The following is a 17,199-nucleotide window of genomic DNA, read 5'->3' as shown; positions in this document are numbered from 1 at the left end:
ACCCGACATGAACACCACCGCCCTCGAACCTTCGGTAGACGTATTCCAGACTTCGGCCCAGCAGGCCTTTTATTTGCGGGCCCAGGAGCTGGGCGCACGACCGCTGTTCGCCGCGCTGACGTTGCCGCTCGCCCGGCCAGTGGACGCCCAGGCATTGCGCAGGGCACTGGAAACACTCAGTCAGCGCCATGAAATCCTGCGCACGCTGTACCGTCGTCTGCCGGGCATGAAGTGGCCGGTGCAGAGCCTGTGCGATGGGTTGCCGCTCACCCTTCCGGGTAACCAGCCTTCAGTGGCCGAGGCCTTGAGCCGCAGCCGTGAAGTCATGGTTGAAGATTCGAATCAGACGCTGGTGGTGGCGCAGGTTGAAGACGAGGCAGGGCAGCCTTTCATCACCCTGCTGGCCCCGGCATGCAGCATCGACGAGGCATCGCTGCGGGTGCTGGCGAGTGAACTTGGCAGCCTGTTGCGTGGTGAAACCCTGGTCGACGACGAGGACGCGCTGCAATACCTGGACTACAGCGCATGGCAGGAAGAACTGCGCGAAGAGGACATCGGCCACCAGGGCGCGGCGTTCTGGCGCAACCTGCAATCGCAGTTCGTCGTGGCTCATCGCGTGCCGTTCGAAAAAGCCGTCGAAGTCACTCTGGTTCGTCGTCAGGCAACATTGATTGACGCCCCATGGCTTGCTGGCGTGCAACGGGTCGCTGCCGAAACGGGCGTTGAGGCAGAGCAATTGGCGCTTTTGCTGTGGACCGCATTCGTTGCACGCATCGGCCACCAGGAAAAGCTGCTGATGGGCTGGCAGGTGGAGGGGCGCAACGAGCAAACCGTCGCCACCCTCGGACACTTCGCCCGGCGTTTGCCGGTGGCCTTCGATCACCGCAGCCAGCAGACACTGGCACAAGCGTTGGTGGCGTTTGCCGCCAGCGTCGAACAGTCGCTGTCGTGGCTCGATTGCCTCAATGAATTCGAACTGAGCGCCGAAGGTACCGCGCCGCTGCGTTACGGCTTCGTCTATCAGGCCGCCCTTGAAAGCGCTATCGAGGTGGACGACGGCAACCCCGAAGTCCTTCGCCTGCGTGTGCAGGGCGATCAGTTGCAGTTGTCGTGTCTTGACGGTGCGCTGCCCGAACCGATGCTGGTTGAATGGCTGGAGCAGTTTGTCGAGTTCAGTCACCAATTGCTGAGTTCGTCCGAAATGACCCTGGCTCAGGCGACTCTGGTCAATGACGCACAACTGACCCGATTGGTCGAAGGCTTCAACCCGAACGCCACCGAGCAGGCATTGCCGTTCCGCTTCCTGCAAGAACTGTTCAGCGAACAGGCGCGCCTGCATCCGCAACGCATCGCCCTGAGCGTCAACGGTCAGCGCCTGAGCTATGCCGAACTGGATGCGCGCTCCAATCAGGTGGCCAATGCCTTGCGCGGCCGAGGCGTGACACCGGATGAAATTGTTGCGGTCTACGGCCGGCGCTCCCTGGAAATGGTCATCGCCCTGTTGGGCACGCTCAAGGCTGGCGCTGCGTACTTGCCGCTGGACCCGAACTACCCGATCGAGCGTCTGGCGTTCATGCTCGCCGATACCGGCGCGCGCCATGTGCTGGCCTGCCAAACGCTGCCGGATGCATTACCTGGTGAGCGGACAATTTCCCTGATGCCGGGGGCCGAAGTCTGGTCCGCCGCGCAAACCCGGCCTGAGCCACAAGGTGACAGCGCCAATCTGGCCTACGTCATCTACACCTCCGGTTCCACCGGAAAACCCAAGGGCGTGATGATCAGCCATGCCAACGCCGTGGCCTCGACCCTGGCGCGCAATGCCTTTTATCGCCAGCCGCTGCGCGGGTTCCTGATGCTCTCGTCGTTCTCCTTCGACAGCTCGGTGGCCGGGGTTTTCTGGGCGTTGGGGCAGGGTGCGACCCTGTGCCTGCCGGACGAAGACAGCTACAAGGATCCGGCGCAACTGGCGGCGCTGATCCAGCGCGAAGAGATTTCCCACTACCTGACCTTGCCGTCGTACCACGCACAGATTCTCGAACACCTCGACCGCCAGGCGCTGGCCTGTGTGATCGTCGCCGGCGAAGCCTGCGGCAACGCACTGGTACAGCGACATCGCGAGGCATTGCCGGGGGTGGCGCTGGTCAACGAATACGGTCCGACCGAGGGTACCGTGTGGTGCTCGGCCTGGGAGTTGCCCCTCAGCGATGATGACGACAGCATTCCCATCGGCCAGCCGATTGCCGGCATGCGCATCCATGTGCTCGGCCCGGACCTGCAACCGGTGGCCGTGGGCGTCGAAGGCGAGTTGTATGTCGGCGGGGCCGGCATTGCCCGAGGCTATCTGCAACGGGCACCGCTGACGGCCGAGCGTTTTGTCCCCGACCTGTTCGCGAAGGCGGCGGGCCAGCGCCTGTACCGCACCGGCGACCTGGCGCGCTATCGCGCCGATGGCGTGCTGGAGTATCTGGGCCGGGTCGATCACCAGGTGAAAATCCGTGGCTTCCGCATTGAGCTGGGCGAAATCGAGTCGGCCATGCGCAACGCGCCGGGCATCGAGGACGCCGCCGTGATTGCCCGGGAAACCCCGACCGGCCCGCAATTGCTTGGCTTCGTGGTGTCCCCGGCCGACACCGCCGACATCCGCCTCAACGAATTGCGCAGCCACTTGGCCGAGGCACTGCCCGAGCACATGCAACCGGCGCGCTTGCAGGTGCTGGAGCGCTTCCCGTTGATGCCCAACGGCAAACTCAATCGCCAGGCCTTGCTCGATCTCGATGTGCGCCGCAGCGTCTTCGTGGCGCCGCGCAACGACCTGGAAAAAAAACTGGCGGCGATCTGGGCCGAAGCGCTGCACGTCGAACGCGTCGGCGTGCACGACAACTTTTTCGAACTCGGCGGGCACTCGCTGCTGGCCACGCGCATTCGTGCGCGGATTCAGGAAGAACTGAACCTGGCGATCCCGCTCAAGCTGTTTTTCGACGGTGACACCCTGGAACGCCTGGCGGCGCAGATCGAGCAGTTCCGTCAGCACAGTGAACATAAAGAAAACGATGTAGACGCCCTTGAAGCGTTGTTCGACGAAGTGGATGAGGAACACGCGCGATGAGTGCTGCACCGGACAGAATGATGACCCTGGCCCAGCGTTTCTGCGGCTTGAGCGCGGACGCCCGGCGCGCGTTGCAACAGAAGATGCATGCCCAGGGGCTGACCCTGGAACTGCTGCCGATCCCGCCACGGGACCGCGCCGTCGACACGCTGCCGGCGTCCTACGCGCAGCAGCGCTTGTGGTTCCTCTGGCAGATGCAGCCCCAGGCCACTGCCTACAACCTGACCGGTGCTTTCCGCCTGAGCGGCGAGCTCAACCCTGAGGCGCTGGCGCAAACCCTGAGCGCGCTGGTGCAGCGTCACGAAGTGCTGCGCACCACCTTCGTTTTTGACGACCGGCAAGTGTTGCAAAAGATTCACCCACAGATGGATGCGCCGCTGCTCGAAGTCAGCGCTGGCGACGAGGCCGAACTGCAACGCCAGATCGCCCTCAACGCCGAGCAGCCGTTCGACCTGCACAGCGGTCCGTTGATGCGCTGCCGCTTGATCCGCCTCAATGCGCAGCAACATGTGCTGGTGCTGACCTTCCACCACATTGTCACCGACGGCGGTTCGCTGCCGATCCTGTTGCAGGAGTTCACCCAACTTTATGCGCAATTGAGCGCCGGGCAGGCCCCGCAGCTACCGGAGCCGGGCATTCAGTACGCCGACTTCGCCCGCTGGCAGCGCTTGTGGCTGGAGGCCGGCGAGGCCGAACGCCAGCTCGATTACTGGCGCGTGCAGTTGGGCCGCGAACACCCGCCACTGAACCTGCCGACCGACCGTCGTCGCCGGGCGATCCCGAGCCAGCAGGGGGCTAGCGTCGAGCTGGAAATCTCCACTGCGTTGACCGCCCAACTGCGTGATCTTGCCCGCCGCGAAGGCTGCACCCTGTTCATGGTGCTGATGGCAGCGTTGCAGACACTGTTGCATCGCTACAGCGGCGAGCAGGACATTCGTGTCGGCGTGCCGATTGCCAACCGCACCCGCCAGGACGTGGAAAACCTGCTGGGCTTTTTCGTCAACACCCAGGTGCTGCGCAACCAGCCCCAGGCCGACCAGCCATTTGTGCAATTGCTGGCCGAGATCAAGGCCGCGGCACTCGGCGCACAAGCCCATCAGGATTTGCCCTTTGAGCAACTGGTCGATGGCCTGGGCGTGGAACGCAGCCTGAGCCGCACGCCGCTGTTCCAGGTGATGTTCAACCACCAGCGCGACAGTGGCGGCCCGCAACGCTGGGACCTGCCGGGGCTGAGCGTCGAACCGCTGATCTGGGATGAGAAAACCACCAAGTTCGACCTGATGCTCGACACGGTCGAGGGCGACGAGGGCATCCACGCGTCGTTCGTCTACGCCACCGAGCTGTTCAACGCCTCGACCATCGAGCGTCTCGGTCGGCACTGGCTGAACCTGTTGCAGGCGATTTGCACTGACAGAACGGCTGCCTTGGCGGACCTGTGCATGCTCGACGCCTCCGAGCAACAGGCCACATTGCTCGACTGGAATCGCAGCGCGGTGTTGAACGGCGATCAGGCGAACCTGCTGTGCGCCCATCAACTGATCGAAGCCCAGGCCGCCGCGCACCCGCACAACATCGCCGTGACCTGCGACGGCGTCACCCTCACTTACGCCGAACTGAACCGACGCGCCAACCGCATCGCCCATCGCCTGCGCGAGCGCGGTGTCGGCCCCGATGTGTTGGTGGGCATCGCCCTGGAGCGTTCGCTGGAGATGATCGTCAGCCTGCTGGCGATCCTCAAGGCCGGTGGCGCCTATGTGCCGCTGGACCCGCAATACCCGCAGGACCGCCTGGCCTACATGCTCGCCGACAGCGGCACGCGCCTGTTGCTGACCGATTCCGCGCTGCTGCCGCAGCTGCCGTTGAACGAAGGCATTGAAGTGATCTGCCTCGATCACGCCAGCGACTGGCTGCTTGAGGCCAGTGCCGACAACCTGCCGAACCTGACCGCTCCAGCGAACCTGGCCTACGTCATCTACACCTCCGGTTCCACCGGAAAACCCAAAGGCACGCTGCTGCCCCACAGCAACCTGACGCGGCTATTCAGCGCCACCGAGCACTGGTTCGGTTTTAATGCGCAGGATGTGTGGAGCCTGTTCCACTCCTATGCCTTCGACTTTTCCGTGTGGGAAATCTTTGGCGCGTTGTTCTACGGCAGCAAGCTGGTGGTGGTGCCCCACGCGGTCAGCCGCTCCCCGGAAGACTTCGCCCGCTTGCTCAGTGATGAGGGAGTCACGGTACTCAACCAGACCCCTTCGGCCTTTCGCCAGTTGATGCCGTTCGCCTGCGCCAACGCGCCAGGCATGGCCCTGCGGTATGTGGTGTTCGGTGGCGAGGCGCTGGACGTGGCCAGCCTGCGTCCGTGGTATGACGCCTTCGACGACCGGCAGCCGTTGCTGATCAATATGTACGGCATCACCGAAACCACCGTGCACGTGACTTACCGCCCGCTGTCCCGCGCCGACCTCGATGGCGCCAACAGCTCGCCGCTGGGGGAACCGATCGGCGACCTGCGCTGGTACGTACTCGACCCGCGCCTGAACCCGGTCGCCAAGGGCTGCGTCGGTGAGCTGTATGTCGGCGGTGCCGGCCTTGCTCGCGGCTATCACCAGCGTGCCGACCTGACCGCCACACGGTTTGTGCCGGACCTGTTCGCCGCCGACTCAGGGGCACGCCTGTATCGCACTGGCGATCTGGCGCGTTATTGCGCCGATGGCAGCATCGAGTACGCCGGGCGTATCGACCATCAGGTGAAGATCCGTGGTTTCCGCATCGAACTGGGGGAAATCCAGGATCGTCTGCAAAGCCATCCGGCCATCGAGCAGGCGCTGGTCCTGGCACCGCAGGTCAATGGCAGCCCGCAATTGGTCGCGTGGTTCACCGCGAGCGGCGACGACAGCGATTTGCGCCACTCCCTGCGTGAACATTTGCAGGCCGGTTTGCCGGACTACATGGTGCCGGCGCATCTGATCAAACTCGACCAATGGCCGCTGACCGGCAACGGCAAACTCGATCGCGCTGCATTGCCCAAGCCCGACGCAACGCTGGCGCAGCAGGCCTACACCGCGCCGATGGATGAGCTGCAAACCGAGTTGGTTGCGATCTGGCAAGACGTGCTCAAGCTTGAGCGCGTGGGCATCGACGACAACTTCTTCGAACTGGGCGGCGACTCGATCATCTCGATCCAGGTGGTCAGCCGCGCGCGTCAGGCCGGGATTCGCATCACCCCGCGGGACCTGTTCCAGCACCAGACCGTGCAGAGCCTGGCGAAGGTCGCGGTACGCAGCGCCGGGTTGGTCATCGACCAGGGGCCGGTGCGTGGCGAGGTGCTGCTGACGCCGATCCAGCACTGGTTCTTCGAGCAAGACATCGAGGCCCGTCACCACTGGAACCAGTCGCTGCTGCTGGAACTGCGCGAGCCGCTGGACAGCGACAGCCTGCAACAGGCCTTGGCCGCGCTGGTAGAACATCACGACGCGTTGCGTCTGCGGTTGCGTAATGTCGACGGCGTCTGGCAACAGGCCCAGGCCGAGCAGTGGAACAGTTCCGAGGTGCTGTGGCAGCGCCAGGCTGCCAATACCGATGAATTGCTTGAACTGTGCAACGCCGCGCAAGCCAGCCTGAATCTGCAGGACGGCCCGCTGTTGCGCGCCTTGCTGGTGGACATGGGCGCGGCGGGCCAGCGCCTGTTGCTGGTGGTGCATCACCTGGCGGTGGACGGCGTGTCCTGGCGATTGCTTTTGGAAGATTTGCAAACCGCGTATCAACAAGCACAGCAAGCTCGACCCCTGCGTCTGCCAGCGAAAACCAGCGCCTATCAGGCCTGGGCCGCTCGCCTGCAAACTCATGCGCGAAGTGCTGCATTGGCCAGCCAAGCCAGTTACTGGCAAGACCAGTACCGCGACGTGCGCGTGCAACTGCCCGCCGACAACCCCCAAGGCAGCCTGGCCAGCCAGCATGCCGTGAGCGTGGAAACGTTGCTCGACAGCACATTGACCCGCCAACTGTTGCAGGACGCCCCGGCGGCTTACCGCACCCAGGTCAACGACCTGTTGCTGACGGCACTGGCGCGGGTGTTGGGCAACTGGACAGGTCAAACTTCGACGCTGGTGAAACTGGAAGGCCATGGCCGCGAAGACCTGTTCGACGACATCGACCTGACCCGCACCCTGGGCTGGTTCACCTCGATCTTCCCGGTGAAACTCACCCCGGCCACTGATCTGGCCGGCAGCATCAAAGCAGTCAAGGAACAGCTGCGCGCCGTGCCCGACAAAGGTATCGGCTTCGGCATCCTGCGCTATCTGGCGGACGCCGGCCTTGAGGATCTGCCGTCACCGCACGTCACCTTCAACTACATGGGCCAGTTCGATGCCAGTTTCGACGAACAGGCACCGTGGCGCCCGGCCCGGGAAAGCGGTGGCGCCGAGCAGGGCGCATCGGCCGAACTGGACCGGGGCCTGAGCATCAACGGTCAGGTGTATGCCGGGCAACTGCGCCTGAGCTGGACCTTCAGCGGTGACGTGTTCAACCCGCAGACCGTGCAGCGTCTGGCCGATGCCTACGCCCTGGAGCTGCAACGGCTGATCGAACATTGCCTGAGCGGTGCCGGCGGGTTGACCCCGAGCGACGTGCCACTGGTGCGCGTCGATCAGGCGCAGCTGGATGCCTTGCCGCTGGCGGCCAGCCAGATCGAAGACATCCTGCCGCTGTCGCCGATGCAGCAAGGCATGTTGTTTCACAGCCTGTTCGCCCCGGATGCCGGGGCCTACGTCCCGCAGATGCGCGTGGATGTGCAGGGGCTCGACGTCGAGGCGTTCCGCGATGCCTGGCAGCAGACGCTGCAGCGCCATGAAGTGCTGCGCGCGGCGTTCTTCAGCGAAAGCAACGGCTCGCGGCCGTTGCAAGTGATCCTGGCCGACGCCACGCTGCCGCTGACCGTGCTCGACTGGCGCGATCAACCCAAGGTTACCGGAGCGCTGGATCGCCTGGCCGAGGACGACCGTCTGCGCGGTTTCGACCTGACACTGGCGCCGTTGCTGCGCCTGACCCTGGTGCAGACCGCCGATGACCGCCATCACCTGATCTTCACCAACCACCACATCCTGCTCGACGGCTGGAGCACTTCGCAGTTGTTCGGCGAAGTGCTGCAGCGGTATAGCGGAATCATGCCGGCGCCGAGTGTTGGCGGTTATCGCGATTACATGACTTGGTTGGGCACCCGCGATCGCGCCGCGTGCGAAGCGTTCTGGCTGGAGCAATTGCAGTCGTTCACCGAACCGACGCGACTGGCCGGCGCCTTGCCGGGGCCGGTTGCAGGGCAGGGCGATGCTCATCGCACCCTGCACCTGAGCCTGGACCGAGCGGCCACCGAGCGCCTGAGCGGCTTTACCCGTCAGGCCCGCGTCACGCCCAACACCCTGTTGCAAGCGGCGTGGCTGTTGCTGTTGCAGCGCTACACCGGGCAGCAAACAGTGGCGTTCGGTGCCACGGTGTCGGGGCGTCCAAGCGAATTGCAAGGCATCGAGCAGCAGATCGGTCTGTTCATCAACACCTTGCCGGTGATCGCCTCACCGCACCCCGAGCGCACGGTCAGCCAATGGATCGATGAGGTCCAGGCGCTCAACCTCAGGTTGCGTGAAGTCGAATACACACCGCTGGCGGATGTGCAGCGTTGGGCCGGTCACTCTGGCGAGGCGCTGTTCGACACGCTGCTGGTGTTCGAAAACTACCCGGTGGCCCAGGCGCTGGAGGAGGGCAATGCCAGCGCGCTGAAGTTCTCCGGCATCAGCAACCACGACCAGACCAGCTTCCCCCTGGCCATCGCCGCCGAGCTGGGTGAATGCCTGGATTTGCGTTTCAACTACGACACGGCGCTGTTCAGCGCAGAAGCCATTGAAGGCTTGAGCACACGTCTGCTGGCATTGCTCGATGCCATGGTCAGTGAGCCGCAGCAGCCAATGGGGCGCTTGAACCTGCTCGATGCCGCGCAAACAGCGCAGCAGATCGAGGGTTTCAACCGCACCGCGCAGGCCTGGCCGGATGTGCGTCCGGTTTACCAGTGCTTCGAAACCCAGGTGCTGCAAACCCCGGAGGCCCCGGCCCTGGTGTTTGCCGGCCAGACCCTCAGCTATCGCGAACTCAATCAACAGGCCAACCGGCTGGCGCACTACCTGCGCAGCCAGGGCGTCGGCGCCGAAGTGCTGGTGGGCATTGCCGCCGAGCGTTCGCTGGAACTGGTGATCGGCCTGCTGGCGATCATGAAGGCCGGTGGCGCCTACGTGCCGCTGGACCCGGACTACCCGCGCGAACGCCTGGAGCACATGTTCGACGACAGCGGCGTACACCTGCTGCTGACCCAGCGTCATTTGCTTGAGCAGTTGCCGATTCCGCCCGCCACCACGGCGATTTGTCTCGATGACATGGCCGGTTTGCTGGACGACCTGAGCAACGAAAACCTGCCCTGTGTGGTCGAGCTGCAATCGCTGGCCTACATGATCTACACCTCCGGCTCCACCGGCAAACCCAAGGGCGCGGCCAACCACCATGAGGCCTTGTACAACCGCTTGGCGTGGATGCAGGGCGCGTATCCACTGGACGGGCGCGACACCGTATTGCAGAAAACCCCGTTCAGTTTCGACGTGTCGGTCTGGGAGTTTTTCTGGCCATTGATGACCGGTGCACGCCTGGCCGTGGCCGAGCCGGGTGCCCATCGCGATCCGGCGCAACTGGTCAGCCTGATCGAGCAGTACCAGGTCAGCACCCTGCATTTCGTGCCGTCGATGCTGCAGGCGTTCGTTCAGGGCGAAGGCTTCGAGCGTTGCGCCAGCCTGCGGCAGGTCATGTGCAGCGGCGAAGCCCTGTCGGCGGACTTGCAGCACAGCCTGTTCCGCGTGCTGCCCAACGTTGGCCTGTACAACCTGTACGGCCCGACCGAAGCGGCCATCGACGTGACCCACTGGACTTGTGTCGACGACGGCGGCTTCAGCGTGCCGATCGGTCAGCCGATTGCCAACCTGGTGACCTACATCCTCGACGACAGCCTGCAACCGCAAGTGCAAGGTTGTGTGGGTGAGCTGTATCTGGGTGGCATTGGCCTGGCTCGTGGTTATCACAACCGTCCGGAGCTGACCGCCGAGCGCTTCGTCGCCAGCCCGTTCGGTGAGCAGGGCGAGCGCCTGTACCGCACCGGCGACCTGGCGCGTTACCGCGCGGACGGCGTGATCGAATACGTCGGGCGTATCGACCATCAAGTGAAGATCCGCGGCTTGCGCATCGAGCTGGGGGAAATCGAAGCCTGCCTGCTGGAGCATCCATCGGTGCGCGAGGCGGTGGTGATCGCCCTCGACGTTGGTAAGTCCAAGCAACTGGTGGCTTACGTCACAGGTGATGCTGCCCTTGATCCACTCAAGCAACACCTGCGCAACGCGCTGCCCGAGCACATGCAGCCGAGCCACGTGCTGTTGCTCGATCAGTTGCCGGTGACGCCCAACGGCAAGCTCGACCGCCGGGCATTGCCGCAACCGGACCTGCAAGTGCGCGAATACGTTGCGCCGCGCAGTGCCGTGGAAGCGACGCTGCAAGCCGTGTGGCAGGCGTTGTTCGAAGTGCCGCAGATTGGCATGCACGACAACTTCTTCGAACTGGGCGGCGATTCAATCGTCTCGATCCAGGCTGTCAGTCGCGCACGCAAGGCCGGGTTGAGCATTTCGCCCAAAGATGTGTTCAGCCATCCGACCATCGCCGAACTGGCCGCGGTCGCTCAACCGCTCACGGCAGATCAAGCCGTACAGACGGTGTTAGCACCGGCCGCGAACGTCGAACTGAGTGACGCGCAGTATCAGGCGCTGGAACTGACAGCGGACGAAATCGAGGATGTTTATCCGCTGTCGCCGATGCAGCAGGGCATGCTGTTCCACTCGGTGCAGGACGGCGACTCGGGGCTGTACGTCAATCAGATCGAAGTGGGTGTGCGTGGCGTCGACGGTGCGCGCTTCCGTGCAGCCTGGGCGGATGCTGCCAAACGTCACGGGATTCTGCGCACCGCATTCCTCTGGGAAGGCGACAAGGAACCGCTGCAAGTGGTGCTGCGTGACGCGCCGTCACTGCTCACTGAATTGGACTGGCGCGGGCTCGATGATCAGCCTGGGCGCGTCCGCCAACTGGCCCTCGAGGAGCGCGAACGCGGCTTCTCGTTGAACCGTGCGCCGCTGTTGCGCCTGTTGCTGGTGCGCCTGGAGGACGACCGCTATCGCCTGATCTGGACCTACCACCACATCCTCATGGATGGCTGGAGCGTGTCGCGCCTGATCGGTGAAGTACTGCGCCATTACAGCGGCGAGGAGCACGAGCCGGTGGCCGCCTATCGCGACTACATCGACTGGCTCGGTCAGCAAGTCGCCGAGGCCAGCGAGGTGTTCTGGAAAGACAAACTCAGTAACCTCGAAGGCGCCACGCACCTGGCCCGCGCACTGCCGGTCAAGGCGCCGCAAACCGGTTATCACGCGATCCATACGCACCTGAGCGCCGGGCAGACCGCGGGTTTGCAGGCCTTTGCCCAGCAACAGCAAGTGACCCTCAACACCCTGGTGCAAGCCGCGTGGCTGTTGCTGTTGCAGCGCTACACCGGCCAGCGCACGGTGACGTTCGGCGCCACGGTGTCCGGGCGCCCGGAAACACTCAACGGCTCGGAGAACATGCTCGGGTTGTTCATCAACACCTTGCCGGTGGTCAACACGGTGCCGACCGAAGCCAGCGTCGGCGACTGGCTGCGGGAGATCCAGGCCTGCAACCTCGACATCCGCGACTTCCAGCAAACTCCGCTCAGCGATATCCAGCGCTGGGCCGGGCAGGGCGGGCAGTCGTTGTTCGACAGCATCATCGTGTTCGAAAACCAGCCGGTGGACCGTACCCTTCGCGAGTGGAACGGCGATTCCCTGCGCTTCGAGGACGTTTCCGATTTCGGCCTGACCAGCTTCGCCATGGACCTGATGGTCAGCCTCGACGAGGGGCTGCGCATCGAGTACATGCACCAGCGCGATCAGTTCGATCTGGCCACCGTGGAGATCCTGCGCAGCCACATGGAAAGCCTGATGCAGCGCTTGTGCGACGACGCCGGGCGCGCCGTCGGTGAGCTGGGCCTGCTGACCCAGGACGAAGGCCGGGCGCTGGACGGCGAACTGCCGGTGGTGGCCGAGGGGGACGAGACGCCAGTGCACGAACTGATCCGTCAGCGTGCGCGACTACAACCGGATCACACGGCGCTGGTGCTCAGTTATGCCGATCGCGACGTCGAGCAGTTGAGTTATGCCGAGCTGGACCGTCGCTCCGATGCCCTGGCAGTGCATCTGCTGGAGCAAGGCGTGCAGGCCGAAGACGTGATCGGTGTGTTCATGGAGCGCTCGCTGGAGCTGGTGGTGTCGCTGCTGGCGGTGATGAAGTGCGGTGCGGCCTACGTGCCGCTGGACCCGCAATACCCGCAGGAACGCCTGAGCTACATGATGGCCGACAGCGATATGCGCTTGTTGCTGACCCAGGAGCGTCTGTGCGATAGCGCGCAACTCAATTCGGGCACGGCGATGGTCGCAGTGGATCGCTTGAACCTCGACGTCGATGTGGCGGTGCCATCGAGTTCCGTGCACGCCGAGCAACTGGCCTACCTGATCTACACCTCGGGCTCCACCGGCAAGCCGAAAAGCGTCGCCGTGGCCCACGGGCCTTTGAGCATGCACGTGCAAGCCATCGCCGAGCTATACGAGATGGACCCGGACAATCGCGAGCTGCATTTCATGTCGTTCGCCTTCGACGGCGCCCATGAACGCTGGATCACTGCGCTGACCAGCGGCTCGACCCTGGTGATCCGCGACAACAATCTGTGGACCGCCGAGCAGACCCTGGCGGTGCTGCACCGCCAGCGCATCAGCGTCGCCTGCTTCCCGCCGGCGTACCTGCTGCAACTGGCCGAGCACGCCGAATTGCAGGGCGGCGATCCACCGCCGGTGCGCATCTATTGCTTCGGTGGCGATGCGGTGCCGGACGCCACGTTCGAGCGGGTCAAGCACACACTCAAGCCGCAATTCCTGGTCAACGGCTACGGGCCGACGGAAACCGTGGTCACGCCGCTGCTGTGGAAAATCGCCGCCGACGGCCACTGCCAGGCGATGTATGCGCCGATTGGCCAACGCGTCGGCAGTCGCAGCCTGCACGTGCTGGACATGGACCTCAACCCGCTGCCGGTGGGCATGGTCGGTGAGCTGTACATTGGCGGACGGGGTGTCGCGCGCGGCTACCATCGCCACCCGTGGCAGAGCGCCGAGCGTTTCGTCGCCGATCCTTTCAGCACTGAAGGCGGGCGCCTGTACCGCACCGGCGACCTGGTGCGCCGTCGCGAGGATGGCGTGTTCGATTACGTCGGGCGTATCGACCACCAGGTCAAGGTGCGCGGCTTCCGCATCGAACTGGGTGAAATCGAAGCCCGCCTGCGCGAGCAGGCCGGGGTCAATGATGCGCTGGTGGTGGTGCGTGACAACGGTCAGGGGCCGCAATTGGTGGGCTATGTGGTAGCGGCGCAAGACGATGGCCTCGGCCCGCGTTGCCAGGCTGCATTGCGCGAGAGCCTGCCCGACTACATGGTGCCGACCCAGGTCGTGGTGCTGCCGCGCTTCCCGTTGACCCCCAACGGCAAACTCGATCGCAAGGCATTGCCGGATCCGGCCTTCACCGGCCGCGACTACGTGGCGCCGCGCACGCCGCTGGAATGGGCGCTGGCGGATATCTGGCAACAGGTGCTGGGCATCGAGAAGGTTGGCATTACCGACAACTTCTTCGAGTTGGGCGGCGATTCGCTGCGCACCCTCAAGGTGATCTCGAAAGTCCGTGCCCTGAATGAGCCTGACTTCCAGCTCAAACTGCGGGACATGATGGCCAAGCCGACGATTGCCGGGTTGTCCGGTGTCGATGAACAGCCGCTACGACACAGTCCGCAACCGCTGTTGCTGCTAAACCAGGTGGTGAATGATCAGCCACCGCTGTTCTGCCTGCACGCCGGTTTCGGCACGGTGTTCGACTACGAGCCATTGGCCCGACGCCTCGATGGCGAGCGCACGGTGTACGGCGTGCAATGCCGGATGCTGCTCGACCGGCAGTGGCACGACACTTCGCTTGCGCAGATGGCCGCCGACTACGTCGAGGCGATTCGCGCCAGACAACCTCAGGGCCCGTACCACGTGCTGGGCTGGTCGCTGGGCGGGGGTTTGGCGTTGATGGTGAGTGACTTGTTCGAACAGCAGGGCCAGCGAGTGGCGTTTGTCGGCCTGGTGGACAGCTTTGTGCCGACCCAGGTCAATGCCGTCGCCAGCCCGGATGAGTGGCGCACGGATCTGGCCGAGTTCCTCGGTGCAACCTTGGGCATGGATGGCGAGGTGATTGCCCGGGTGTTGAGTACCGAGTCGACGGGGGACCACGAGGCAGTGGCGCGGATCATTCGTGCGGTGATCGACAGCGAAAGCGATCAGGCCAGCGGCTACGCGCTGCTCGGTGCCGATGAGCTGGCCCAGACGTTCATGGTCAGCACGCGGTTGAAGGCGCTGTCGCGGCAGGTCGAGACCTTGCCGATTCCGCAGGTCGAGCTGCATTGCTGGTGGGCCGATGGCAACCCGACGACCGAACGCGCGACCCTGGAGCGTCAGCGACCACGGCTGCGCAAGGTGCAAACGGTAACGGCCGGCCACTTCGATATCCTGCAGCAGGAGGAGTGCCTGGACGCCGTGGTGGCGGCGCTTGGCCGGGAGGTGGTGCCGCAGTCTTAAGCCGTTTACTTGTGATGAGGGGAAAACCTGTGGCGAGGGGGCTTGCCCCCGTTCGGCTGCGAAGCAGTCGCAAACCCGAACAACGCGGTATGTCTGACTGATCTCAAACGCTGGTTCTGGGGCCGCTTCGCGACCCAACGGGGGCAAGCCCCCTCGCCACAGGTTTCTTGTTCAGCCTGGGAGATTCTTCATTGAACAGGATGACGCCCTAATGAACGGTCCTCACGGTTCGTTTATTGGGCGAGCTTTTTATTTTTGGAGACTACCGCCCATGGCACTGCACCCGGACATCGAAGGGTTTCTAGAGCTGGCCGAGTTCGGCCGCCTCAGCGGCAAAAGCCAACCCATGCATGAGCTGAACCCGAGCGAAGCGCGGCAGCAGTTCGAACAGACTTCGCAGTTGCTCGATGCGGCGCCAACGGGCGCGTTGACGGTATCTGCGCTCAGCATTACGGCGCGGGACGGGCATGTGCTCAATGCGCGGCTGTACGCCAAACCGCAACCGGACAACGAGCCGCGCCCGGTGTTGCTGTACTTCCATGGCGGCGGGTACGTGGTGGGCAGCCTCGATTCCCACGACACCTTGTGCCGGCGCCTGGCGCTGGCGGGGGAGTTTGCCGTGTTGTCGGCGGACTATCGCCTGGCGCCTGAGCACCGTTTTCCCACTGCATACAACGATGCCGAAGACATCACCCGTTGGCTGGCCATTACCGGTGCCAAAGCATTGGGTCTGGACGCGAGACGGATCGCACTGGCCGGGGACAGCGTCGGCGGCAGCCTGGTGGCATCGCTGTGCATCGCCATCGCCCAGGACCCGTTGGGATGGCCGCTTGTGCCGCGCCTGCAAGTGTTGCTGTACCCGGTGATCGACGCGGTAAAAAAACGCCCGTCCCTCGAGCGATTCGCCGAAGGCTATCTGCTGGAAGCCACCACGCTGGAATGGTTCTATCAACAATATCAACGCGGCGAAGCCGACCGCAGCGACTGGCGTTTTTCACCGTTGTACGCCGAGCGTTTGCACAGTCTGACACCCACCGTCCTGTGGCTGGCCGAGTACGACCCGTTACTCGATGAAGGCCTGGCCTGGGCCGAGAAACTGCGTACTGCGGGGCAACCCCTGGTGCTGGAGGTAAAGGCCGGCATGACCCACGACTTTGCGCGCATGGGCGAGATGGTCCAGGAAGTGCCGGGGATGCTGGGACAACTGGCGGCGCAGATCAGCGAGAGTTTGGCCTGACGCATGGCGTAGTGATCAGCGACGCCGTCCCCCTGCGGGAGCGGGCTTGCTCGCGAAAGCGATATTTCAGCCGACACATAAGTTGCCTGACACACCGCCTTCGCGAGCAAGCCCGCTCCCACAGGTCTATCGGTGATCCGGAGATAGTGGTCAGGGCGGATCAAGCCGATCCAACGCCCGATTCACCGCCAGTTCCCCCAACATGATCACCTGCGCAACCCCCAACAGCGCATTGCGGCTTGTCCCTTCCAGATGATCCACCAGATCGTTGGCCATGACATTGGCCGACGCCAGCGACTCACAGGCGTGCACCAGCAGGGTTTCGGTACTGAGTTCGGGATTGACGATGAACATCGTGCTGGGTGTGCGCGGAGTGACCATGATGTAGGGGCCGGGGTTGAGGTGGTGATTGAGCGCGCGCTCGGCGGCTTCGTGGAATTGTTTTGAGTCGGGGCTTTCGTACGGGGAGGCCGGATCGGATTCCGGCGGGTTTGGAGTTACCTTGAATATAGATACTTACCTTTAAGTAGGGCAGCACCAGTTCGCTACTAAACGAAAGGGTGGCAGCTGTGCGCAAGTTAGTAGACCGGCAAGGTGAGGAACCGGCGCGCCCGGGGGCGCCATGCGCACAGCCACCATCAAACACAGGCAGATGCCTGACTGATGATACTCATGCGACCGTTCTAACCTTGGCCGGGCTACTAAACCCGATCACCGACAATCAGTGACCCGAATCAAGTTACCGACGCCCCCCAAGGCGCACAAGCCGGCGGATTCTGGCGTACCTGTAGGCAACGACGCAAGGCGTTGTGGCTTTCACGAAGTAACCTGTAGGGCGATTAAACAAACACTGTCGAGTGGCTTTTAGCCGGCTGTTATGCCTTGTCAGAGAGCGTTGAAAACCTCGGAATCGGCAGGAAGAATCCTACGAAAGTTTGCGGTTGGCCGTCGGAAGTAAAGCCCTTACGATCTGACGTTATGCATTGGTCGGTTTGGCAAATGACACTTCATCTTGCGATCGACGACAGCACCCCCAATACCGATTAGACTGCTAC

At 63.6% G+C, this 17,199-nt stretch carries 4 protein-coding genes; 3 read left to right on the top strand and 1 reads right to left on the bottom strand.

Annotated features, from left to right (window positions below):
* The first annotated feature begins 7 nt into the window (after positions 1 to 7).
* The 3 genes from PspS34_RS19440 to PspS34_RS19430 all read left to right on the top strand — a co-directional run bounded on the left by PspS34_RS19440 (position 8) and on the right by PspS34_RS19430 (position 16,144).
* The gene (locus PspS34_RS19440; protein ID WP_154947183.1) at positions 8 to 3,106 is read left to right on the top strand and encodes a non-ribosomal peptide synthetase; all 3,099 of its coding nucleotides are present in this window, start codon (positions 8 to 10) and stop codon (positions 3,104 to 3,106) included.
* Entirely contained in the window at positions 3,103 to 14,907 is an 11,805-nt protein-coding gene (locus PspS34_RS19435; RefSeq protein ID WP_159390280.1) for a non-ribosomal peptide synthetase, read from the top strand. The genes PspS34_RS19440 and PspS34_RS19435 overlap by 4 nt, the downstream gene beginning before the upstream one ends.
* A gap of 271 nt (positions 14,908 to 15,178) precedes the next feature.
* A complete protein-coding gene (locus PspS34_RS19430) occupies positions 15,179 to 16,144 on the top strand; it encodes an alpha/beta hydrolase (RefSeq protein ID WP_154947185.1) in 966 nt (321 codons plus the stop codon).
* Positions 16,145 to 16,294: 150 nt separating this feature from the next.
* Here the strand turns inward: PspS34_RS19430 and PspS34_RS19425 are convergent, their stop codons facing one another.
* Complete coding sequence (locus PspS34_RS19425) at positions 16,295 to 16,654, bottom strand: DUF6124 family protein (RefSeq protein ID WP_154947187.1); 360 nt, start codon at positions 16,652 to 16,654, stop codon at positions 16,295 to 16,297.
* Between the last annotated feature and the right edge of the window lie 545 nt (positions 16,655 to 17,199).

Source organism: Pseudomonas sp. S34, from assembly GCF_009866745.1.
Taxonomy (GTDB): Bacteria; Pseudomonadota; Gammaproteobacteria; order Pseudomonadales; family Pseudomonadaceae; genus Aquipseudomonas; species Aquipseudomonas jessenii.
This window is presented reverse-complemented; position numbering and strand designations above follow the sequence as displayed.